We start from the raw sequence: 22,252 nt of genomic DNA on the forward strand, positions 1-22,252 counted from the left end.
AATCTTGTTCGTCTATGTTTTCAGACGCGCCGACTAATGTTTTACATCAGATTGAGCCAAATACATTGAAACCTGACTATGTTTGAAGAATTAGCCCTTGGCGGTTTGTTATTTAGCCCCTTAGTTGTAATGATACCGATAGCTTTTGCAATGTCGGTGGCGACGCGGCTTATCTTGTATAAGACCGGCCTTTATCGCACGCTGTGGAAAGCGTCATGGTTTGAAGTGGCACTTTTTATTTGTTATCTGACACTGGTTGTCTGGGCTTGGAGAGGTAACTGATTAATGGGAACAGTATTACGCATTGGTGTCACTTTGTTGGTGGTGGTGTTAGCCGTAGTTGCTGGACGTTGGGTGTGGGATCAATATCTGCATTCACCCTGGACCAGAGACGGACGAGTACGGGCGCAAGTCATTACCATCGCGCCAGATGTATCGGGCTGGGTGACAAATCTGGCAGTGAAAGATAATCAGCAAGTAGCCAAAGGCAGCCCGCTGTTTACGGTGGATACTACGCGCTACGAAGCCGCTATCGCAGAGCAGCAGGCAAAAATGGAAAATAAACGCTATGCGTGGGAGCTGGCAAAGCATGAATATGAGCGCCGTCAAAACCTTCTGAACGAACAGGCGATAAGCCCCGAAGAGTTAGAGGCGAAACGCATTAATGCTGATTTAGCAAAAGCCGACTACGAACTCGCGGCTGCCCAGTTACGCACCGCCCAGATCAATCTCTCCCGTACACAAGTCAGTGCTCCGGTAGACGGAACCGTCATTAACTTAAATTTACGACAAGGAAATTACGTAAATAAAGGGGCGGCGGTAGTGTCAATAGTAAAAAATGACTCGTTTTATGTGACTGGCTACTTTGAGGAAACCAAGCTGCCGTTAATTCACATCGGGCAACGCGCCACAATCAAGCTTATGAGTGGCGGTAAAAATTTATCTGGCACCGTCGTTAGTATCGGCAAGGCCATTGCCGATACTAATACGCAGGGCAACAGCCAGCTGCTACCGCAGGTGCAGCAAACTTTTAACTGGGTAAGGCTCGCTCAGCGCATTCCGGTGGATATCCAGCTTGATTCTATTCCTGCGAACGCCATTCTGGTTGCTGGAACAACCGTCTCGGTTCACCTGGAAACTCAGTAGCTCTCATGTATTTATCGCCTTTACCTGCAGTGTATCTGACGCCCGATAAGCGGACGCTGATATTTGCATTAAAAGGCGTGATCGCCATGGCTATGGCCCTGTATGTTGCAATGTATCTGGATCTGGAACGGCCGTATTGGGCTTTAGTCTCTGCCGTATTTTTGCAAGTGAGACCTGAAAGCGGGATGGTGCTGGAAAAAGCGCTTTGCCAGATAGTGGGAACACTCGTAGGCGGTGGTCTCGGGCTGGCGGTTCTCCACTATTTTCATGCTGCACCGGAGCTCGCTTTAGGCATTCTTGCCCTGTGGTTAGGGGTAAATTCCGGAATGTCTGCAATGGTCAGGCGTATTAATTTTATTTACGCCTTCGCCATGGCCGGCATCACCCCGTGCATTATTGTGGTGCTTAGTATGGCCTCTCCAGCCAGCTTCAGCAGCGATTCGGCCTTTAACATTGCTCAGGCGCGCATGAGCGAGATAATTATCGGTGCATTGTGCGCAATGGTAGTAAGTATGCTGTTTTGGCCACAGCGGGTGCAGGATGCGCTTCGTCAGCAGGCGCGTACGGCAATTAACCAAACGATGGATTATCTGACACTGGAGCTGGATCCCTCAGGTTCTCATGAATCCCGACACGAAAGAATTGACGTCATTTTAGAGTCGCTGGCCGCACTCAATGACGACTCCAGTGCTGTAATATATGAAGGTCCGGAGGGGCCGGGGCGTTCCCGAGCTGCTACAGTTATCTGCAATAAGATTTTGTCTCTGGTAGCCGTTATTCAGATATTCGGCCGCTTACAACGGAATTACCCAGAGTTAATGACAGGCGTAATGGGCGAGCTTCTGGCCAACCTGCGCACCGACTTACAACGTATCACCGACTCCAACGATTTTGATGAGTGTTACCAGCTTGCTCAGGCGCAACGCAGAAGATTGCTCAAATCCAGCAATGACACCTCAGACGTCACGCCGCTTGAAGCGCGCCTGCTAAAAACCGCTCAGGAAATGGTAGCAGAGCTGGTGGTGGTGCTGCGCGCGTACAATGCCTTGGGAAAGGGAGAAAAATCGGTATTGAAGGCTCCGAGGCAGCAGCCTTATCGGGACCCGCTGATAGGTTTTACCACTGGTTTTCGAACATTCCTTGTCTTCAGCATCGGCGCTTCCATCTGGATGACCACAGGCTCTGCTGCCGCTATCATGCTGATGATCCTGCCAGTCATTTTTTCCATCATGTTTGCCCGCCTTCCGCCAATGGTCGTCACCGCTGCTTTACGAAAACTGCTAAAAGGCGTTTTCGTGGCTATTCCTGTGGCAATTTTCTTTGCGTTGAATCTGCTGGCACAAAGTAGCGGTGACTTTGAAGTGCTCGTTCTTGTTCTGGCAGCGCCGTATTTCTTAGGTTTGATGGCGATCGCCAATCGCGAAGTGCTACCGTACGGTCTGGGCTTTTGTATTCCCTTTACTATTTTGGTGCAGCCGGGCAATCACATGGCTGCCTCTTTCGCTATCGATTTCACTTTAAGCAGTGCGCTTGCCATTGTGGTTGGGGTAAGTATTTTGTTTTGGGTATTTAAAATATTCACCGGCCCCGGCGTGGAGCTTATGCAGTATCGGTTGCTATCGGCAATTCGCCGGGATCTGGAAGACATTCCCTATCATGACAACCCACAGGATTGGTTTAATGCACGCATGGGTGACAGGCTGTTGCGGCTGGCAAACTACGAAAAAGACGAGGGTAGTCAAACGCGGGTGCTGACAGATTTGGGGCTTACCGGACTGAACATTGGTCATGCCTCGTTGCGCTTGCGCGGATTGTTAATCAGTGTGTCAGGACAGCAAATGCAGGAGCTACTGGAAAGCTGGCAGCGGGCGCTGGCAGACACTTTTCTATTGTGCGCCAAAGGCCAACAAGGCGATTCATTCCGCCGAGCGTGTAACGAAGTACTTACTTACTTGAAAGGGCACGAACAAGCTAAAGATCACTTACCGCTAATCGAAGGTATGTTTGAACGTTTGAATTTGACCTTTGAACGTGCAGCTACCATGGTGGCAGACAGTCAGGCTTCTTCAAAAAGTGTGGTTACGGCCGCCGCTTTATCCTAGCGGCGCAATCGCAATCGAGAGGGACCGGTTTAGTAACCAGAAGCGCTTCCTGCACCTACATATATAAAAGCAGCCGATCCCTTATTCAATATTCTTGCTCCCTACTGGTAAACTATAAACTGACCTTAAAATATAAAACTTAATCCTGCAGCAATAATGAAGGCAATACTGCCTAAAAGGGTCTCCATTACCGTCCAGGTTTTTAACGTAGTTTTTTCATCCATTTCCAGTAAGCGTGACACCAGCCAGAAGCCTGAGTCGTTAAAATGTGAAAGCACAGTCGCGCCGCCAGCAATGGCAATTACAATAAAACATAGGTCGAAATCCGATAAGCCTGTAGCGGTAGACACAATCGGCGCCATTAAAGCGGCAGTCGTTGTTAATGCCACCGTAGCAGAGCCTTGCGCCACTCGCAGACATGTAGAAATAACAAACGCTGCGACAATGACAGGCATACCGGTGTCAGACAATAACGCCGCCAACGCCTCTCCAATACCACTGGCCCGCAACACTCCGCCAAACATGCCGCCAGCGCCGGTTACAAGAATGACTGCACATATTGGTCCCAGTGACTCAGTGCATAACTTCTCCATTTTGTGTTTACCAAAACGGGGAGTAAATAGTACCAGGCACAGCAGCAGCGTGATAAGCAAAGCAATCGGCGTTTTCCCCAGCATCCGCACAAATTCCACTGTAGCGGAATCTTCAATGAGTCCGGCAACCAGTAGCGTGTTTAAGCCGGTATCTAAAAAGATAAGCACTACCGGCGTCAGTAGTATCAGCAGAACCGTAGAAAACGCAGGTAGCGTGCTGGCATCAAACGCCGACTCGTCTGTGCTTTGAAACAGTTTGGAAATCGGAATGGAATATTTATGGCCAACATACTGACTAAACAGGTAAGAACCTAAGTACCAGGTAGGAAAGGCAATTAGCAGCCCTACGACTAATAACAAACCAATATCTGCGCCCAGCAGTTCAGATGCCGCCACCGGCCCTGGATGAGGCGGCACAAATGCATGCATAACAGCAAAGGCTCCGGCAGCGGGAAGCGCATATTTTAACGGCGAGCCGCCAAACCGTTTCGCTACACTCATTAAAATAGGCATCATGACAATGAGCCCCGCATCAAAGAAAATGGGAAATCCGAACATCAGCGAAGCAATCCCCAGTGCGAGGGGTGCCCGCGCAGCTCCAAAACGGTTAATTAAGGTATCAGCCAAGACTCGTGCGCCGCCAGTGACTTCCAGTATTTTTCCTATCATGCTGCCTAATCCCACCAGAAGCGCCACTGATGCTAACGTGCCCCCGAACCCAGACATCATGCTTGGAACAATATCTTCACCAGGAATGCCTGCGGCTAATGCGGTTAGAAAGCTCACCAGCGTTAGCGAAGCAAAAGCATGAACCTTAAGTTTAATAATAAGCACAATGAGTAACACCAACGCGCACAAACCTATAATTAGCAGATAAGTGGGGTCAGCAAGTTGAAAATTCGGTTCCATAGCCTTGGCCTGTTTTTTAAGATGATAAAAAGGTTACTTGTTCACAAGTTGGATAGTTACCGGTAACATGGTACTGATAACATTTCTCAGGTAAACATATTTTTAACAGTTACTGGCGAAAAACCGCGAGAAATTTTTTAATTTTTTAAGAGAGAACCATAATGAATGGCTTAAGCATCATTGTAATGGGAGTCAGTGGCTCGGGGAAAAGTAGTGTGGGCGAGGCTCTTGCCCGAAAGCTGCATGCGAAATTTATCGACGGCGATGATTTACATCCAAAAGCCAATATACTAAAAATGGCAGGCGGCGAGCCGCTAAACGATAACGACCGCCAGCCCTGGCTTGAGCGCATTCGCGATGCCGTGTTCAGCCTTGAAAGTAAAAATGAAACCGGCGTGATAGTTTGTTCCGCCTTGAAGAAAAGCTACCGCGACCAGATTCGCGACGGTAATAAAAACTTGCTGTTTCTATTTTTGGAAGGCTCAAAAGCACTGGTGGCGGAACGCATGTTGGGCCGCCAAGGGCACTTTATGAAACCTGCTATGTTGGACAGTCAGTTCGCAACTCTCGAAATTCCTGGTAGCGACGAACCGGATGTGATTAGTGTGTCCATTGTTCAGAATATTGAGGATATTGTAGCAAAGGCGAGTGAAGAGATTGCTGCACAGCGGACGCGCTAAATACAGCGGGTTTACAGGGATTCACCGGCAGTAAGTGTATAACCCAGATCATAGCTTTTCTGCGGCGGTGGATCACCGTTTAACGCCGCAATGATGAGTTCAGCGCTCTTTACGCCAATATCAAATCTTGGCGTGGCCACACTGGTCAGCTTTGGCGTCATTGCCTGACCAATATCTAACGCGTTATATCCAACCACACTTAACCTGTGTGGAATATCAATGTTATTGGCTTTGCAGTGCATCATGGCACCTACGGCAATATCATCATTTGTACAAAAGATGCCATCCACCTGTGGATAGCGCGTAAGCGCCTGCTGTAATAATGTTCCGCCAAGGGTAAAGCTGGAATGTGCCTCGGTAGCAATGACCATTGGCGCTTGACCCGCTTCAGTCATTGCTCTTTCATACCCTTGCTGTCGCAGGCGTGTGCGCGTATCAAGCCTTGCCGCCAGATAAACGATATTTCTGCGGCCGGTAGTCAGCATCTTGGTTACGACTTCATAAGCTACGTTGGCGTGGTTCAACCCCACCGCCATATCCACGGGCGTATCAGGCAATTCCATTGTTTCTACCACGGGAATACCAGCGCGTTCCAGCATTCGCAAAGTACGAGTTGTGTGATTGGTTTCTGAAAGAATTAAGCCATCCACCTGATACGATAGCAGCATTGCTATTTTTTCTTCTTCCTTTACAGCGCTGTAGCCGGTATGGGCGATGAGCGTATCGTAGCCATGGGCGCCAGTAGTGTGCTCAATGCCCTGCACCAGTGTTGCAAAAACCTGATTAGACAAGGACGGGATCACGACTCCTATCGCTTTGCTGAGTGATTTTGACAACATTGCTGGCGCGCGATTTTGAATATAGCCAAGCTCCTCCACGGCGGCAGCAATTTTGGTTCGCGTGGTACTTGAGACAGAATGTGGCGCACGTAGAAAACGTGACACTGTCATTTTGGTAACACCTACACGATTAGCAATATCTTGAAGCGTGGCGCGTTTCTTTTTGACCATTGATGGCAGAATTTGTCGGCAGAAAAACAGCAATGTTACACGTAACATTGCTGCGATAGTAGTGGCTCGTTAAGATCACGGTTCCTCCCATCGGATCAACTTGTTGTCCTGCCTGTATACCAGCGCAAGAACATGAAGAACAAAAAAAGGTCAGCAGCCTTGAAAAATAGATAAAAATTTCCTATCCGAAACACCGTTAAAACTGTGCCTGATGGCTCTGCTGCGTCATCACCGCTCCAGAACTTCGGCAAAGAAACTTCACCTTTTATTGAAAAGGTTTTCGCGATATCTCCCCTGACCTGCTTACCTGTTCCTATCAAGCAAAAATACCCCGCGAAGAAGTAAGCTTTTTACGGAATTTTTAGTAAAAATCTAGAAGGACAAAAATTGTCATATTTTTTAAGTACAGGAATATTTTGTGAATAGACAGGCGCAAAGATCTGGCACAAAAAACTTTGCCTAAGATGCTTGAGTAGGTCAGAACAACGTGAATAGGAATTCGCTGACAATCTCGCTACGCATCTGCTACGGAGACACACATGAACACAAACAGTGCGTGGATGAAAAAACGTGCTTTAGCGGTGGCGGTTGCGAGCGCCGGAATTGCCACCTTTCCTGCCTTAGCACAAATGGAAGGCGCAACACTTCGCGGTAAAATTCAAAGTGAATCGGCCGCAACACAGGGAGTGGAAGTGCTGGCCCGCGATACAGAACGCGGTTACGTAAGTGAAACCACTTCACGAAAAAACGGTTCATTTATTTTTGTCGGACTAAAGCCCGGCACCTACCAGGTTATTGTTAATGGCGAAGTACAGGAAGTCACGTTGCGAGTTGGGCAAAGCGCAAAGGTCAATTTTTCTCTTGATGAAGTGGGAGCGGAAAATGTAGAACGCATTACCGTTTCCGGATCGCGCATGGCAAGCTTTTCAGGTAATGAAATTGGCACCAATATCACCCCCGAGATGATGGAGCGCCTGCCGCAAAACAATCGTAACTTTCTGGCTTTTGCCGATTTAGCGCCGGGCGTGCAGGTGAATACAGGGGAAGATGGCAGCGTAAGCTTAAGAGGCGGCGCTCAGCACCAGCGCAACGTTAACGTATTTTTAGATGGCGTCAGTCAGAAAGATTACGTATTAAAAGGTGGTGTCACAGGACAGGATTCCAGCCGGGGTAATCCGTTTCCGCAAAGCGCGATTGGCGAATACAAAGTTATTACGCAAAACTACAAAGCTGAATACGATCAAGTGGGCAGCACTGCGATTACCGCCGTGACTCGGTCGGGCACCAATGAGTTTGAAGGCGAAGTTTTCTTCGATTATACCGACGAGGGGCTACGGGAGCCTGAACCAAACGAAAGTGAGGGTAAAGTGCGGTCGATGATCCGCCACAGCGGTGTCACACTGTCTGGCCCCATATTAAAAGACCGGCTGCACTTTATAGCGGCGTTTGAACGTAAAACCATTAATCAGCCCTATGATGTAGTAGGTGGCAATGGCGTTGATTTTGTTACCTTACCCGAAGAGTATGCCGCAGAAATCGGTCGCTTTACCTCCAACTTTGAAGAAGACCTGTTTTTTGGCAAAGTCGACTGGGCGATCAATGAAAATCAGACAATGGAATTTTCCGCAAAAATCCGGGATGAATCGGATGTGTCTGGCTTTGGTGGTGCTAACGCCTTTTCCTACGGCTCTAACCGTCAGTTACAAGATAATCGCTATCACCTTAAACATACTTATACTGCAAATGCGTGGCAAAATGAATTTCGCATCACCTACGAAGATTCTTCCTGGAGTCCACGGGCAACCAATTTAGAAATTGGACGAAAACTCGAAACTGCGGCGCGGCAGGAAATTATTAACATTGGCGGTGGCGGAGATTATCAGGAAAAAGGCCAGAAAGGCTGGGGAGTGCAGAACGATTTCACCTGGCTTGATTTAGAATGGCACGGTTATCACGTAATCAAAGCTGGAGTAAAATACAAAGATATTGAATTAAGCAGCATTCAGCAGCAGCCTTACAACCCGCAGTATTACTACAATGTGCAATTTAATGGTGAAGATACCTTCGGCCTTGTGCAGCCTTATCGGGTAAGCTGGGGAGTGCCCGCGACCGATTCAGTCGGTGGCACAGTGGTGGCAGATAACCGGCAGCTAGGGCTGTATATTCAGGATGATTGGGAAGTGACTGATCGCCTGACCCTCAATATTGGCGTAAGGTGGGATTACGAAGAAACGCCCAGCTATAAGAATTACCAGACACCAGAGGATCTGGTTGCCGCATTACAAACATGGCCGAATATTGAAAACGCCAACTATGATATTGATGACTACATTAGCACCGGTGAAGAGCGAGACTATTTCACCGGCGCATGGCAGCCTCGGGTCGGGTTTAGCTACATTGTAGATGACGACGAAAATCATATGGTGTTTGGGGGCTATGGTCGCTCCTACGATCGTAATCAGTTTGACTTTGTACAGCTTGAACAAAGCGCAGGCTCCTTTACCGCGGCCACATACCTTTTTCAAGGCGACCCTGATAATCCTTGTAACTCAGCAGACAGCAACTGTATTGCCTGGGATCCGCAATATCTCACCCAAGCCGGTCTTGACGGATTAGTGTCTGACATTGAGGTAAAAGGAGAGCGTTTCCTGTTAAATAACGATCTCAAAATGCCTTATTCTGACCAGTTCAGTTTAGGCATTCGCAGCATATGGGGAGACTGGAATACGGAAATCAGTATAGCCCGTATTGAAAGCAAAAATGGTTTCAATTGGCTGCTGGGAAACAGGCGCGAAGACGGAAGCTTCTTTGAACCAGGCACGAATTGGGGCCCGCCATGGGCCAGCGGGGTTCCGGGGTGGGGTAACTTGTTGCTGGCATCCAATGACGGCGAAACGCGCAGCAATAATGTGTACTTCACGCTGAACCGGTCGCACAAAGAAGGTTGGGGGATGAACCTCGCTTATACATTCAGTGATGCCAAAGAGTATCGCGTTTTCAGCGATGCGTTTGCGCTGGATTATGAAAACCTGGAAGATTATGGCTGGAAAGATTCAGTGGGGGTGCCGGAGCATCGGGTGGTTGTTACCGGTTCCTATGATTTGCCGTGGCAAATCTCACTTACCGCCAAGTACACCTGGTCGTCACGCACGTTCTATGAATACACCAATTGCGTGAATAGTAACGACTGCACCTATCAGCGGGTTAAACCCGGCGAAAGTGATTATCAGCGGTTTGATCTTGCCCTCAGCAAGGATTTTACCACCAATTTTATTACGGCTGACTCAGCACTTTGGGTGAGACTGGATGTTCAGAACTTATTCAACACGTCAAATTATTCAAACTTTTATCTTAACCCCGAATTGGCTGAACATGAGCAACCCAACTACAATAGCGCGACTAACGGCGGAAAACGGCAACTGAAGCTGTCTGTTGGTTGGCAATTCTAATACTAATCCGCAATCGTGATTAGGACGTGCTTATCTCTTCACCGGCTTTTTTGTCGGTGAAGAGACCAAGAATTATTTACCTTTTCTGATGCTTGTGGCAAATCGCACTTGTCAGGCACCATAATCAATACCATTATCTATACATAATGCGGTAATGCGGTAATGCTGAAGGTGGGAAGATACGCTTCCTGCTGCCATTCTCCTGCACCATTTGATACCAGAGAGCAGAACTCGATAATGAGCCAGTTGTTTAAAACCATTGTTGCGCCGGTAGAGTCGCTGTGGAGAACCGGAACGTCACAGATTGACGATTGGTTTTTAAAAGAAACCCACCGTTTTACCATTACGGGCCTCAGCCGCAGCGGTAAATCAATGCTATTTACCAGCCTGATGACAATTCTTAAGTACCGTAGTGAAGAAAAGTACAACTGCCTGCCATTACTAAAGCGTTTGCCGGTGGAGCTGGTGGAAAGTATGTGGCTGGAGCCGATAAAAGATTTTCCGCTGTTTCCTATTGAACAGCATATAGCGGCACTTGAAAGCGGCAACTGGCCTCACCCCACGGAAGAGCTCTATGGTTTTAAGCTGGTTATTCGACTAAAACAAACCAACCGCTTCACTAAATTTGTGCTGCCCCACAAGGACGTAGTTTTCGAATTTATCGATTATCCCGGCGAGTGGATCACCGACTTACCTATGCTGAGTAAAAGTTATGCGCAGTGGTCAGATTCAGCCTGGGCGCAACAAATGAGCGAACCGCAAAATAGTTTTGCCGAAGACTGGCACGAGTTCGTCCGGCATTTCGATTTTGACAGCGAACCGACACCGCAACGTATTACCGACGTAGTCACCGCTTATCGAGGCTACTTACACAACGCAAAGACCAACGGCATTTCAATGATTCAGCCTGGTAGCTTCCTGATTTCCGGTTCAGGCTTCGACTCTCAGCAATCTGGTTTTGCGCCGCTACCATCAAAAATAACCAGTGATGTTTCCCACCCCTGGTATCAGGTTTTCAATAAACATTATAATCATTTTGCTAATAGTTGGCTGGCGCCGTTAAAAGCTTCCACATTTAAAGAAACCGACAAGCAAATTATTCTTATCGATTTGTTTGAAGGGCTAAATCACAGTAAGCAGCACCTCTATCAGCTGAAAGAAACGCTGAGCCACCTGGCAGAGACCTTTGTGTACGGTAATCCCAGCTGGTTTGAAAAAAACGTGTTGCGTAAAAATGAAATCGGGCGCGTGGCCTTTGTAGCGACAAAAGCTGATTTAGTGCCGCAAAGCCAGAAAGCGAATTTGCTATCATTATTGCGGCAGGTCAGTGAAGGAGCCACTGCCAAGTTCAAGGATAAGCCAGTGGTCTTTGAGCATTTTCTGGTTTCTGCAATTCAGGCAACTGATCCCGGAACGCAGCCAAATTCGTTGCGTTATACCAATGCCGAAGGTCAGTATATGCAGGCATCTTTTGAAGATTTACCTGCAAATTTAAAAGATATGGCGGCAGATGAGCACTTTCCTGTACTGCCAGCACAAGTGCCGGCCGATTATTTACCGCGTATGCTTAACGGACGCGGGCTCGATCGCCTGTTCCAGTTTTTACTAGGATAAAATTTTATGACCACCGAGCGAGAAGTCAGCCTGGAAAGAAAGTACCGTTCCAAAATTCAACAACAACCTATTAGCGAAGCGCCACCGAATCAGCAGATGCCGCAGAAAGTTGAAAGTGCAGATTGGCAGCTTCCAGAATCTGGCGGTTTTTCGCTTAAATTTGCCACACTGGGGCTGGGAGTTTTAAGCTTTATTGCGTTTTCTATTTTTCAAGCTGTCGACGCCATGGTGGCAAATTTCTCGCAATACCCGATAACCACTTTGTTTCTGGGCATTTTAGTCGGCGCTTTTGTAGCGTGCTTACTTGCCTTGATTATTCGTGAAATTACCGGTTTGATGGCGGTTGATAAATATATTCATGAACGACCTGATTATCAGGCACTGGAGCAAGCAGATATTACCACTGTACGCCACGCGCTGAAGCGACATGCATCCAGTTTTGCTAGTCATAGCTTCGCAGCAAAATGTTATCGTCAGTTTGATCACGCAGTAAACAGTGATTTGAATAGCAACGAAATGTTAGCGCTGTATCACACTACTGTTACCCAGCCTGTAGTACGTAAAGCGGAAGAGGTGATGAAGAGAGAGTCACTGGCGAGCGGCAGCTTAAGTTTTATCAGCCCGAATAATCTAATTCAGACATTGGTGATATTCTGGATAAGCTTAAGAACTATACGCCGGATTTCGCTGGTGTTTGGTTTACGTCCGGGCACTGCTGGTAACTGGAAATTATTTAAAATTCTGGCGCAAAATATTGCCGCCTACAGTTTATTTGATATTGCCACCGACGAAGTTGCCAATCAAATAAGCGGCTCGTTAAGTGCTAAAGTGATGGAGAATTCAGCCGAAGCTGTAGCTGCTGGCGCGTTAAATATGCGGCTGGGAAAAACGTTAATTCGGCTACTTAAATAGCCTGAACCGCAGAGGAATTGCGCCCCTACAAAAACACCGCTTTTGCGCACAAGTGGATTAATATTATTGGCAACATAAGGAGATTTACGATGACTCTGCTGGAGCTTTCCCCGCTCCAGACGTTCTGGCTTAGAATTCCGGTTTACAGCGCTTTTTTAGTGGGTACCACCACATTGGCAAAGATAAGTCCTGCGACCAATGACATAAAAATAAGAAAGACTTCCTGACCAACATGTTCGGCATTGACAAAATCTTTACCGGAAATAAATGAATTAAGACCAATATAGGTTTTTGAGCCGGGTACCAGCACAATCAAGCCGTGCATAGCGACAATCGTCGATGGCTGATTGGCAATGCGGGTAAACATATTGGCAAATATTCCCAGCGCAAATGCTCCCACGAAAGTTCCTAAACCCTGATCCAGATATTCTGAACTCCATGCTGTAGTGCCGTAAGCGATGAACGCGGAAGTAAGTGCCCACGGAATGTGCTTAAGGCGGGTGCGAAAAATAGCGACAAGAGCAAAACACAATAGAAAAACGGCTAGCCATGTCGCCCAAAAGGGTAAGGATTCTGCCGGACGATAGAGGTTTTCGCCAAACAGACTGAAACCGGCGGCAACACCCAAAAACGCCCCAAAGTACAGTTTGAATAACTGCATAAGGGCATCCATCACCCGCGCTGTGCCAGATACCATGTTGCGCGATGACAATTCAGAAAGGCCCATTAACAGCGCCAGCCCGGGAACTAAAACAATGACAGAGGACAAAACAATTAACGGAATATTGATGCCTGGTTCGAAGTAACGGCTGATTGCACAAGCCAGGAGTCCAGCCGCAAACGACGTCATCGGCTCAAGCATTAACGCTACCCGCTTAGAGCGCAGTGACCACAGGTTCCAGATATACGCCACCAGTCCCAATAATCCTGACCAGAAAATTTCCGACCAGCTAGCGCCCATGAGCATGGCAAAAGCAGCAGTCGCTAAACCAAAAGCACAACCAGTGATTACCTTTCCATATGGGCTAGGCATCACGTCAATTTCTGACAAACGTTTATCGGCTTCCGCAAGCGTACGTTTGCCGGATAATAGCTCGTTCGCCAGTTCATCAGTTAGTGATAACGAATTCATATCCATTTCACCGGGTTGCAGCCTGGCAGCGTGATGGTATTCGTCTTCGTGTTTATCACTCCAGATCACAAAAGTGATGGAGGTGGGGGTAGCAATAAAAGACGCACGCACGCCCAGATAGGTAGCAACTTCCGTTAAATAGGCCTCCAGACGAAATGCTGGCGTACCGTATTTGTGCAGCATCTTGCCTAACTTAACAATAAATTTGCGGATTTGAATAAATTCAAAAGTATCCAACGTGATCTCACTTCGGTCGGTTGATACCTGGCGGTACTGGTTTGCTTAAATATTGCGCGGATTGTAGGTGTTGTTCAAGCATAACGCAAAGCACATTTTTGTTTTTAAAGCATGAGAAAATCTAATTGAAGGCTGGGCTGAAAAGGCATTGTTATGAAGCGGGCTACTAACGTTGGGTAGTCGTGGTAACATAGCTATACCTCCTTCGACGAGTCTTCTTTAGATCTGTGCGCAGAGCGCGCTTCACTTTTCTTCATGAGAATTGGGGCGGTGACACCATGTACCACAATAGAGAGTAAAATTGTGAACATAACAGCCGACCAGATAGTGGTGGTATCTCCAAAACGGCCGTGATTTTCTCCATAGCTTAAATAATAAAGGGAGCCTATTCCCCTGACTCCCAAAAATGCAATGGTAAAACGACCGTACCACGGCAGCGAATTGCGCGATTGGGCGACTAAACCTGTAAGGGGACGAATGAGAAATACCACTAAAAATCCCAGCAAAGCTCCTTCCCAAGTCAGGTTTCTCATAATATCAGTGGTGAGAAATGCGCCAAAGATAAGCAAAATTATCACCAGCAATATGCTTTCAATCTGTTCTAAAAAGTGGTGAGAGATGGCGTGGTAATAGCTGGTGGGGGCATATTGTTTGGCAGTAACCGCACTTATGAAAACGGCGAGAAATCCGTAGCCGTGGAAGGCCTCGGCGACTCCGTAAGACGTCAGTAACGCACCCAGTGTGATCATACCTTCGCTGGTAAAGCTTTTTTCGTCATCTGCTTGCGAAGAATCACCATCTTTGTTGGCTTCGGGAACATAAGTAAATACCAGCCAAGCGCCTATCCTTCCTGTGAGTAGCCCAATCACCACGCCTGCAGTAACGCGCCAAAGTAAGTCTTCAAGTGCCCACTGAACCGTCCAGCTTCCTAATGCAGTAGCACCCATTGCAGCAATAGCAAGATGAACGAATGGGAAGGCTAAACCGTCGTTGGCACCAGCCTCTACGGTAAGGCCGAAACGGATATCATGCCGTTGCCTTGCACCGGGCGGTCCAACTTGCACATTACTGGCTAAAACCGGATCAGTGGGGCTTAATACCGCAGCCAGAAAAATACATGATGCCACAGTAAGCTCCATCATATACCAGCCGAACAGGGCCACAAGAAGAATAGTCAAAGGCATGGTAATGAAAAGCAACGGCCACACCTGATTCCAGTTTTTCCAGGAAAAAGGCCGATCAATGGCTAAACCAGCTACCGCAAGAGAGGCAATGACAATGAATTCGGAAATTAGCTCGGTGAAAACGGTGTGTTCCGGATCTCGTAAAAGATCCACAGAAGGCAATCCGAGCGGCAAGCTAAATGCCGCCCAACCGATAAAAACATAAACCAGCGGCAGGGGGAAAATTGATCCCTTCAATCGACGTTGAAGCCCTACAGCAATAACTAACGTCAAACCAAAAAGCACATAAAGAAACGTTTTGCCGTCTATCATTGAAGATAATTCCACTGGTTCCAAGGGACCAGGTATCTAGCAGTAGCATACTGGCGGTTGATAATTTTTACTGGAAATAGCAGGTATTAGATTAAAATTGAGCAGTTTAATTATGTAAGAGTCGGCCTGTTGAGAAAGGAGATGAATAATTTGGTGACTAAATACGGAAAATTGGAACGACAACGCATATATCAAAATGCGGATGCTTATCGACCCAATTACTCCAGGGAGTGTATGTTAAGGTTTCGTTGCCAGGAGGGCAGGTTGCCAGCCATCCAAGATGTTATATTTAGAGTAAATTTCTACGTCAGTACCAGAAAGTTGTGGACGGGAATCATGCTTTACTGCGCCAGGCCCATTGCTGTTGTACTCGCGAAAACGCGCCTCGGTAATAGGACTGAACTCCTTACGCCCTCCTTCTGGCGTTGAGCCTCCCATTGATGTCCAGCCCTCGGTGGCGATATGACTATCCATGAAGGTGTTAATGAACACCGATTTACCTACCGCAAAAGGGTTGGCATAACGACCGTCAGCGAACGTGGTAGTAGGATGCCATGGACGCCCGAGCGGAACGCTGCCATCGGGAACATTATCTTCTTTTAGCAGGCGGCAGTTTATAAAAGTTAAACCAAACTCATCGGTAATCAGGGTGCTGGGCGCGGTGATAAAGCCAGTGTATTGCTGAGGTTTTAACCTGCTGCGGGAATAAATATCAACGCCTTCAAACAGCGCGTTGCCGTTACCAAAGATAAAATCCACATGGCCGTGAATTTCACCGCCGCTGAAATAGCTGCGGCCACCCTGAACATACAGAGTATCTTGAAACCCCAGCAGGCGAACGTTCTCAACCACAATTTTGTCGGCATATTCGCCGGTTTTTAGTGCTACAGCTTGCTCTCCATTTACTCTGTCAGCATCTGCTTTTCCTCTTGCTTCATTGGCACGATAGTCAAAACTGTTTTCGATAGTCATATTAGCAAGATGAATATTTTGCGTATCAACGTCAACGGTGGCAGTTCTGAATGTTCCCCAGGTTTCATTGCTGCCGGGCTTCACCGGCTGCCCGGCATAACGACCGAAATAAATGCGGGTGGCGTCCATTCCTGCACCCACTAAAGTCAGGTTGGGCGTAGTAATTACGACCCGCTCGTAATAACTGCCAGGCGCAATAGCGATTGTCCACCCTCCTTCTTTAGGAGCTGCGTTTACTGCAGCCTGCACAGAAGTATAATGATTACGGGCATCAGTGGGTTGTAGCGAAACAGTGGCATCAGCTTTGGCAACAGAATTTTGCGATGCAGTGGTATGTGATTGCGTTGAAAAAGCGGTCATAACAAGCATCAATCCCACTACTATCGCACTTTTAAACATTCGGTAACTCCGCCTTCTTGCCATTGATCACGATGTTCTGTTGCGTGATATCCGCGACATTTTCTATCACCGAAGGCGAATCCACCTTTTCAAACGTCAGGCTTTTAAAGGTGACACCGGTAATGGGCGTATGGTCATAACCTAAGAGCACAAAAGCTCTTTGTGCATGTTGAACATAAAGATTCTCAATGCGGATACCTTCCAGCTTCGGCGTAAAATTGCCCACATCGCCTTCTTCATAAAAGAAGTTAATTACGATTGCATCCTTTACCTGCCCGATGCGCAAGTTACGGTAGTTCAGGTTTTGCAGATGGCCGCCGCGCAGCGAATTGGTTTTAATGCGGATGCCTCTGTCCAGATTCGGACTGCTCATCTCACAATTTTGCGCATACAGATTACGCACGCCGCCGGAAATTTCACTACCGATAACGACGCCGCCGTGCCCAGCTTTCATTTGGCAGTTGTTGATAAGAATATTCTCGCAGGGCTGCGCTACCCGACGGCCATCAGCGTTACGGCCCGATTTCACCGCAATGCAATCATCGCCAGTATCAAAGGTGCAGTTTTCGATAAGTACATCGGTACAGGATTCAGGATCGCAACCGTCTGAGTTGGGCCCGTAGCTATGGCAGTAGATATCTTTGACAGTGACGTTGGTACATAACACCGGGTTCACTAACCAGAACGGGGAATTGCGGATGGTTACGCCCGATATCAGCACATTTTTACAGCGATAAGGTTGAATAAATGGCGGACGTAGATAATTTTTTTCAAATACCCGTTCTTCCACAGGCACGCCTTTTTCAGCCATAGCCCGTAGCGGATCGCGGGTATTTTTTTGGTTGGCTTCGGGGTCATCTCCCCATTTTGCTTCTTTCCACGGGCCTTTCCACGGCCACCAAATGGTTTCACTGGCACCGCCTTCCAGTGTACCTTCACCCGTCACGGCAATATTGGTTTGCTCAAAGGCATAGATAAGCGGTGAGTACCCGTACAGCTCAGTGCCTTCCCAACGGGTAAATACGTAAGGCTTATAACGTTCTGGTTCGGGAATAAAGTGCAGTACTGCGCCTTTTGCGATATGAAAATTAATATTAGATTTAAGATGAACCGGGCCGGTATAAAATGCGCCTTCTGGCACAGTAACAGTACCGCCGCCCTGTTGAGCAATATGGGCAATGGCATCGGCAATGGCCTGAGTACAATCATTTTGTTTGCCAGGCTTGGCACCGAAATCGGTAATACTGGCTGAGCGCTCAGGAAACGTAGGCGGTACAATACGGCTGCGAATAGCGGCGGCGTTAGTGTCCCAGTCGAAATCGCTGGTAGGACGTATTGCCGAACTACAACCAGACAGGCTAAGTAAACCGGCAGTAGTAGCGCTGTGGCCGATGAGTTTCAGTAGGGTTCTACGGTCAGTCCGCATAGTTATTCCTTCTCTTGTTGCGCAATCCGGGTAAGGAAAGCGTCTATTCTATCCGCGGTTTCGGTAACATAAGGGTCGAATAGCCAGTAAGTGTGAATGTTGTCTTCATACTGGAAGTATTGATTGATAATGCCAAAACGATCTAATTTTTCTAACACTGTGTCTTTGCCGGCGGTGAACCGCATTTGGCCGCTGCTGATAATCAGCATGGGCGGCGACTGCTGATGAATATGTTTGGCGGTGGAAGCTTGTTCCCATTTCTCCAGCGTATCTTCCATAGCGCCTCCAAACCACAGGCCAGCAGCAGACTTCTCTTTGTTTTTGTTCTCATTGGCAATGGCCAGTGGATGGGTAAAATCCAGCACGCCGTCCAGGTCGATCACCGCGTTTACGCGGGTATCTGCATCAGACTCACTGCCTTTAAACCAGGTTTGGTTCGCTGTGTTCCCCAGCAAACCCGCCATGTGCCCGCCAGAAGACCCACCGCCTAAGGCAATACTATCAGGGGCAATATTGAATTGCTGGGCGTTTTCCTTCACCCAGACAAGAGCGTCGTTTATGTCTACCAATCCTGCCGGATAAGGCGCTTCTACCGACAGGCGGTATTCTGGCGTAATTACTACATAGCCCCGTTGCGCCAGCAGGTTTGCCAGTGTATAAAAATGGGATTTATTGCCTGAGCGCCAGCCGCCGCCATGAATAAGCATCACTGCTTGCTTGCTGGGTTTGGCTTTGGCAGGCAAAAAGATATCCAGATGCAGTTCCCGATCGTTCGCAACTTTATAGCGGCGGTCGAACATTACCTGCTGCCCTTGCTCAAAATTCAGCGTAGGCCAGACAAGTTCCGGGTGGCTTTCGATGTTGTTATAGTAACGCTGCGATACCGAATAGCTGTCATCAACAGTAAAGTCTTTAGCCACTGTCGATGCCGTTAACAAAGCAGATAAACATATAGCGATGGGTAACGATGAGGAGAATGACATCGGTTATTTCCTTTGCTGCGGAAGAAATCGAAGGTAATCCACATCAATGTGCGCGGCTGTATCATCAGCCAGACTGAACAAGCCGACTTTGGCTCCTACCCAGCGCCCTCGCACGGCGCTAAACTGTTCGCCCACCACCGTAAAGCGGGAATTGGCATCGGTGCGATAGCTGAAAATGACCGATGCATCACTGGCGACGATGTAGCGTAGTTCCACGCTTTCGCTTTTTATTGGGCCATAATCCTCAATAGACTCATCGCATCCGGTTCTGGCACCACCGCAGTGGCCATACACAAGGTGAGTTTGTCCATCAATGGGTTTAATCCCCACATATGCGTAATCCTCACCAAACATCAGCAAACCCCCTTCGGCGTTTTTACTGGAGCTAGCTAAATTAAATTTGGTACGCACTTCAAAGGTAGGAGCGGGAAGCTTTTGCAGCAGTAGTGATGGTGTCATCCAAAGATTGTCGCCGGTTTTTTCTACCTTCGGTTGCCCTAATAACCGCAGCACGCCCCGGCTTTCGTCCATGCGATACCAACTGTCATTACTGTTCGCATTCCATTGCCACTGAATACCAAGCTCTTTGCCATTAAATTCATCGGTAGTGGGTTGTGGCGCAATGACTCCCGGCTTGTCGGTTTTCGGCTTAGTGTGAGTGTAGACGGGTTCACCCACGCCATCGCCATCCTCGTCGACGCCAATGACTGGCCAGTCGCTCTGCCAGGTGAGAGGTTGCAGGTGAACAATGCGTCCATAGGCTTTGCGGGACTGAAAATGAATAAACCAGTCTTCGTTTTCATCGGTATGCACCCACGCACCTTGATGGGGGCCGTTGATAAGCGTATTTCCTTGATCCATAACAACGCGAGCTTCGTAGGGGCCGGAGATGGCTTTGGCGCGAAATACGGTTTGCCAGCCCGTTTCTACACCACCAGCGGGCGCAAAAATATAATAATAGCCATTGCGCTTGTAAAACTTGGGCCCTTCTATTGTGCGATAGCCTGGCAGCTTATTCCCATCTACCACATTGGTGTAATCTTCACTCACCCAACCGGTATCTGGTGCCATTTCCCGTAAGCTTAAAACGTTATTAAAGCCTGCGCGGCTTTTCGCCCAGGCATGAAGCAAATACGCCTTACCGTCATCGTCCCACAATGGTGTGGGATCGATCAGACCTTGACCCGGCAGAATGAGTTTTGGCGCCGACCACTGCCCGGCTGGGTCGGTAGCGGTGGTCACATAAATGCCGAAATCCGGATCGGGATAGAAAATCCAGAATTTATCATCGTGGAAACGAATATTGGGTGCCCATACCCCTTCGCCGTGACGAGGGGTAGCAAAATGATCCAGAGGAACCTGCTTAGGAAGAGCATAATTAATCAGCTTCCAGTTGACCAAGTCTGTCGAATGTAAAACAGGCAGACCTGGCGCGGTATTAAAGCTGGATGCCGTCATATAGTAATTGCCGTCAACGGCAACAACGTCAGGATCCGAATAGTCCAGGTGCAGAACAGGGTTGCGATACTCACCGTTACTCATATCCGATACCCATAAACGTTTATCGGTAACGGCAACAGCAGCGGTTGTAGTCGTTTGATTCCCCTGTTGGCACCCCAGTATTAATGGGGCCAATAAAGCGAGCATCGACAACCGTTTCTGCACGACTATCATTTTTGTAGCTCCAGCGCCGCCAGGATGAACGGGCCTACGCCTTTGGCATCATTGGCGCGAACGGGTTCGCCGATATAGTATTCAAATGAACCGTCACGATAAGGGTTGCCGCCAAGACCGGCTACCGCGCAAATTTGGTTTAAGCTTATTACATTGTTGGCAGGGTCTACCGAAATCATCTGATCGAGCATGCCAGCAAAGCCTTTTTCGGCGTGAGAGCGAAATGATTCTGGCAACACATGTAGATTGACGCCGCGGGCGATTGCATAGGTCAGCATTGCCGTAGCGGAGCCTTCCAGGTAGTTTCCTTTACGCTCGGCTAAATTTACAACCTGATACCAGGCACCTGTTTCATCCTGATATTTCACTGCTTGGGTAATCAGATTTTCAAAGCGCTTTTTCAACCAGTTGTACTTAGGATGGTGAGCTGGTGCGATGTCAAGCACGTCCACCATGGCCATGGCATACCACCCTAAAGCGCGGCCCCAGTGATGTGGCGAAAGCCCGGTTTCACTGTCGGACCATTTTTGTTCCCGCGACTCATCCCAGCCGTGGCGGGGAAGGCCGGTCTTTTCATCATAAAGGTGCTTCTCAATGAGCTCGAATTGAGTAAACACATCATTCAATCCATCTGGCTTGCCGTAGCGAAGTAAATATTCCGCATAAAACGGTGCACCCATATACAGGCCATCCAGCCACATCTGGTTGGGGTAACGCTTTTTGTGCCAAAAACCGCCTTCCTGGGTGCGCGGATGCTCGGTTAACTGCGAGCGAAGTAGGTCTGCGGCTTTTTTGTAGCGGCTGTCGCCGGTTTGATCATAGAGAAAGAGGAGCACCTTTCCAGGATTAATCATGTCGATATTAAATTTATTAATGTCGTAGGTCTTGATGCTGCCATCACTATTTACGAAGCGATCATAGTAATTTTTGATGTATTTGAAATAGCGCTCGTCGCCGGTTTTTTCGTAAAGTCTGGAGAACGCCAGCAAGTTCAGGCCATGTACATAATCCCACTGCGGCTCTTCATCCCAATCGATCATCCACGCCTCGGGAAAACGCACCATTTCGGATTCTGCCATGCGTACTGACCATTTCGCTGTGTTGTCTAACGCTGTCTGCGTGGTGTTTTCTTTGGCATGAGCGAGCGGTTGAAGCGCCATTGTTCCCACCATAAGCAGCGAGGAAAGTAGTTTTCGCATATGCGACTCCTGAAAATTAACAAAATTAAAACCTGAGTGCTACCGGTAGCATGTTGGCTCAACCGGTTTATGTTGTCAAGTTGTAATATCGATAACAATAAGTTTAACAAACGCAAATTATTGCTCCCGTTTCAACTGTTACTCTTTGAAATATATATCTTTGCCGTTCCCATCAAACCTCGTGTATGTTCTGCTAGTAGGATTGTTAGCCTTAATGGTCGGTGTGTCCTTTCAACTGACTGTAAAGAAAATGTACAAATTTATTTGCCACCGGTAGCATTAGGGAATAGGATGTAAATCATATGTAACGCATGAAGAA

The 22,252-nt window shown here is 48.0% G+C and carries 16 protein-coding genes; 7 read left to right on the plus strand and 9 right to left on the minus strand.

All coding sequences use genetic code 11. The features are described 5' to 3' along the window. Positions 1 to 78 precede the first annotated feature (78 nt). The 3 genes from CA267_RS10055 to CA267_RS10065 are packed head-to-tail and all read left to right on the plus strand — an operon-like array spanning position 79 to position 3,248. A complete protein-coding gene (locus CA267_RS10055; protein ID WP_075607608.1) occupies positions 79 to 282 on the plus strand; it encodes a DUF1656 domain-containing protein in 204 nt (67 codons plus the stop codon). Positions 283 to 285: 3 nt separating this feature from the next. Continuing rightward, a complete protein-coding gene (locus tag CA267_RS10060; protein WP_075607607.1) occupies positions 286 to 1,146 on the plus strand; it encodes an efflux RND transporter periplasmic adaptor subunit in 861 nt (286 codons plus the stop codon). Between the two features lie 5 nt (positions 1,147 to 1,151). Then, positions 1,152 to 3,248, plus strand: a complete 2,097-nt coding sequence (locus CA267_RS10065; RefSeq protein WP_075607606.1) for an FUSC family protein — start codon at positions 1,152 to 1,154, stop codon at positions 3,246 to 3,248. Positions 3,249 to 3,373: 125 nt separating this feature from the next. Here CA267_RS10065 and CA267_RS10070 read toward each other — a convergent pair whose 3' ends face one another. Then, a complete protein-coding gene (locus CA267_RS10070; protein WP_075607605.1) occupies positions 3,374 to 4,750 on the minus strand; it encodes a GntP family permease in 1,377 nt (458 codons plus the stop codon). A gap of 161 nt (positions 4,751 to 4,911) precedes the next feature. Between CA267_RS10070 and CA267_RS10075 the strand changes: the two genes are divergently transcribed. Beyond that, positions 4,912 to 5,430 (plus strand): gluconokinase, encoded by a 519-nt coding sequence (locus tag CA267_RS10075; protein WP_075607604.1) that lies wholly within the window; start codon positions 4,912 to 4,914, stop codon positions 5,428 to 5,430. Positions 5,431 to 5,441: 11 nt separating this feature from the next. On the opposite strand, the gene CA267_RS10080 is transcribed toward CA267_RS10075, so the two are convergent. After that, complete coding sequence (locus tag CA267_RS10080; protein ID WP_232367535.1) at positions 5,442 to 6,488, minus strand: LacI family DNA-binding transcriptional regulator; 1,047 nt, start codon at positions 6,486 to 6,488, stop codon at positions 5,442 to 5,444. Positions 6,489 to 6,979: 491 nt separating this feature from the next. Between CA267_RS10080 and CA267_RS10085 the strand changes: the two genes are divergently transcribed. The 3 genes from CA267_RS10085 (at position 6,980) to CA267_RS10095 (ending at position 12,415) form a co-directional block, all read left to right on the plus strand. Next, positions 6,980 to 9,889, plus strand: a complete 2,910-nt coding sequence (locus CA267_RS10085) for a TonB-dependent receptor (protein WP_075607603.1) — start codon at positions 6,980 to 6,982, stop codon at positions 9,887 to 9,889. A 237-nt stretch (positions 9,890 to 10,126) separates the two neighbouring features. Further along, positions 10,127 to 11,503, plus strand: a complete 1,377-nt coding sequence (locus CA267_RS10090) for a YcjX family protein (protein ID WP_075607602.1) — start codon at positions 10,127 to 10,129, stop codon at positions 11,501 to 11,503. Between the two features lie 6 nt (positions 11,504 to 11,509). Further along, positions 11,510 to 12,415 carry a DUF697 domain-containing protein gene (locus CA267_RS10095; RefSeq protein ID WP_075607601.1) on the plus strand — a complete coding sequence of 302 codons (906 nt, stop codon included), beginning with the start codon at positions 11,510 to 11,512 and terminating at the stop codon, positions 12,413 to 12,415. Positions 12,416 to 12,557: 142 nt separating this feature from the next. Here the strand turns inward: CA267_RS10095 and CA267_RS10100 are convergent, their stop codons facing one another. From CA267_RS10100 to CA267_RS10130, 7 genes are all read right to left on the minus strand, one after another. Then, the gene (locus CA267_RS10100) at positions 12,558 to 13,784 is read right to left on the minus strand and encodes a threonine/serine exporter family protein (RefSeq protein ID WP_075607600.1); all 1,227 of its coding nucleotides are present in this window, start codon (positions 13,782 to 13,784) and stop codon (positions 12,558 to 12,560) included. A gap of 194 nt (positions 13,785 to 13,978) precedes the next feature. After that, on the minus strand, positions 13,979 to 15,280 hold the full coding sequence (locus tag CA267_RS10105; RefSeq protein ID WP_075607599.1) for a cation:proton antiporter: 1,302 nt from the start codon (positions 15,278 to 15,280) through the stop codon (positions 13,979 to 13,981). A gap of 237 nt (positions 15,281 to 15,517) precedes the next feature. Then, on the minus strand, positions 15,518 to 16,651 hold the full coding sequence (locus CA267_RS10110; protein WP_232367536.1) for a pectinesterase family protein: 1,134 nt from the start codon (positions 16,649 to 16,651) through the stop codon (positions 15,518 to 15,520). Beyond that, a complete protein-coding gene (locus tag CA267_RS10115; protein WP_075607598.1) occupies positions 16,644 to 18,077 on the minus strand; it encodes a glycoside hydrolase family 28 protein in 1,434 nt (477 codons plus the stop codon). Before CA267_RS10115 ends, CA267_RS10110 begins: the two co-directional genes overlap by 8 nt. Positions 18,078 to 18,079: 2 nt before the next feature. After that, positions 18,080 to 19,060: an alpha/beta hydrolase gene (locus CA267_RS10120; RefSeq protein ID WP_075607597.1), complete on the minus strand. Its 981-nt coding sequence runs from the start codon at positions 19,058 to 19,060 to the stop codon at positions 18,080 to 18,082. 3 nt (positions 19,061 to 19,063) lie between these two features. Beyond that, positions 19,064 to 20,734 carry a glycoside hydrolase family 43 protein gene (locus tag CA267_RS10125; protein WP_075607596.1) on the minus strand — a complete coding sequence of 557 codons (1,671 nt, stop codon included), beginning with the start codon at positions 20,732 to 20,734 and terminating at the stop codon, positions 19,064 to 19,066. After that, positions 20,731 to 21,933 (minus strand): glycoside hydrolase family 88/105 protein, encoded by a 1,203-nt coding sequence (locus CA267_RS10130; RefSeq protein WP_083638218.1) that lies wholly within the window; start codon positions 21,931 to 21,933, stop codon positions 20,731 to 20,733. The genes CA267_RS10125 and CA267_RS10130 overlap by 4 nt, the downstream gene beginning before the upstream one ends. Between the last annotated feature and the right edge of the window lie 319 nt (positions 21,934 to 22,252).

Origin of the sequence: Alteromonas pelagimontana (genome assembly GCF_002499975.2) — a bacterium.
In the GTDB taxonomy this organism is placed as follows: domain Bacteria; phylum Pseudomonadota; class Gammaproteobacteria; order Enterobacterales; family Alteromonadaceae; genus Alteromonas; species Alteromonas pelagimontana.

What these genes read in the sequence shown, in the direction of transcription:
- CA267_RS10055 (WP_075607608.1), top strand. Translation starts at nt 79, where the DNA reads ATGTTTGAAGAATTAGCCCTTGGCGGTTTGTTATTTAGCCCCTTAGTT.
- CA267_RS10060 (WP_075607607.1), top strand. Translation starts at nt 286, where the DNA reads ATGGGAACAGTATTACGCATTGGTGTCACTTTGTTGGTGGTGGTGTTA.
- CA267_RS10065 (WP_075607606.1), top strand. Translation starts at nt 1,152, where the DNA reads ATGTATTTATCGCCTTTACCTGCAGTGTATCTGACGCCCGATAAGCGG.
- CA267_RS10070 (WP_075607605.1), bottom strand. Translation starts at nt 4,750, where the DNA reads ATGGAACCGAATTTTCAACTTGCTGACCCCACTTATCTGCTAATTATA.
- CA267_RS10075 (WP_075607604.1), top strand. Translation starts at nt 4,912, where the DNA reads ATGAATGGCTTAAGCATCATTGTAATGGGAGTCAGTGGCTCGGGGAAA.
- CA267_RS10080 (WP_232367535.1), bottom strand. Translation starts at nt 6,488, where the DNA reads ATGTTACGTGTAACATTGCTGTTTTTCTGCCGACAAATTCTGCCATCA.
- CA267_RS10085 (WP_075607603.1), top strand. Translation starts at nt 6,980, where the DNA reads ATGAACACAAACAGTGCGTGGATGAAAAAACGTGCTTTAGCGGTGGCG.
- CA267_RS10090 (WP_075607602.1), top strand. Translation starts at nt 10,127, where the DNA reads ATGAGCCAGTTGTTTAAAACCATTGTTGCGCCGGTAGAGTCGCTGTGG.
- CA267_RS10095 (WP_075607601.1), top strand. Translation starts at nt 11,510, where the DNA reads ATGACCACCGAGCGAGAAGTCAGCCTGGAAAGAAAGTACCGTTCCAAA.
- CA267_RS10105 (WP_075607599.1), bottom strand. Translation starts at nt 15,280, where the DNA reads ATGATAGACGGCAAAACGTTTCTTTATGTGCTTTTTGGTTTGACGTTA.
- CA267_RS10110 (WP_232367536.1), bottom strand. Translation starts at nt 16,651, where the DNA reads ATGTTTAAAAGTGCGATAGTAGTGGGATTGATGCTTGTTATGACCGCT.
- CA267_RS10115 (WP_075607598.1), bottom strand. Translation starts at nt 18,077, where the DNA reads ATGCGGACTGACCGTAGAACCCTACTGAAACTCATCGGCCACAGCGCT.
- CA267_RS10120 (WP_075607597.1), bottom strand. Translation starts at nt 19,060, where the DNA reads ATGTCATTCTCCTCATCGTTACCCATCGCTATATGTTTATCTGCTTTG.
- CA267_RS10125 (WP_075607596.1), bottom strand. Translation starts at nt 20,734, where the DNA reads ATGATAGTCGTGCAGAAACGGTTGTCGATGCTCGCTTTATTGGCCCCA.
- CA267_RS10130 (WP_083638218.1), bottom strand. Translation starts at nt 21,933, where the DNA reads ATGCGAAAACTACTTTCCTCGCTGCTTATGGTGGGAACAATGGCGCTT.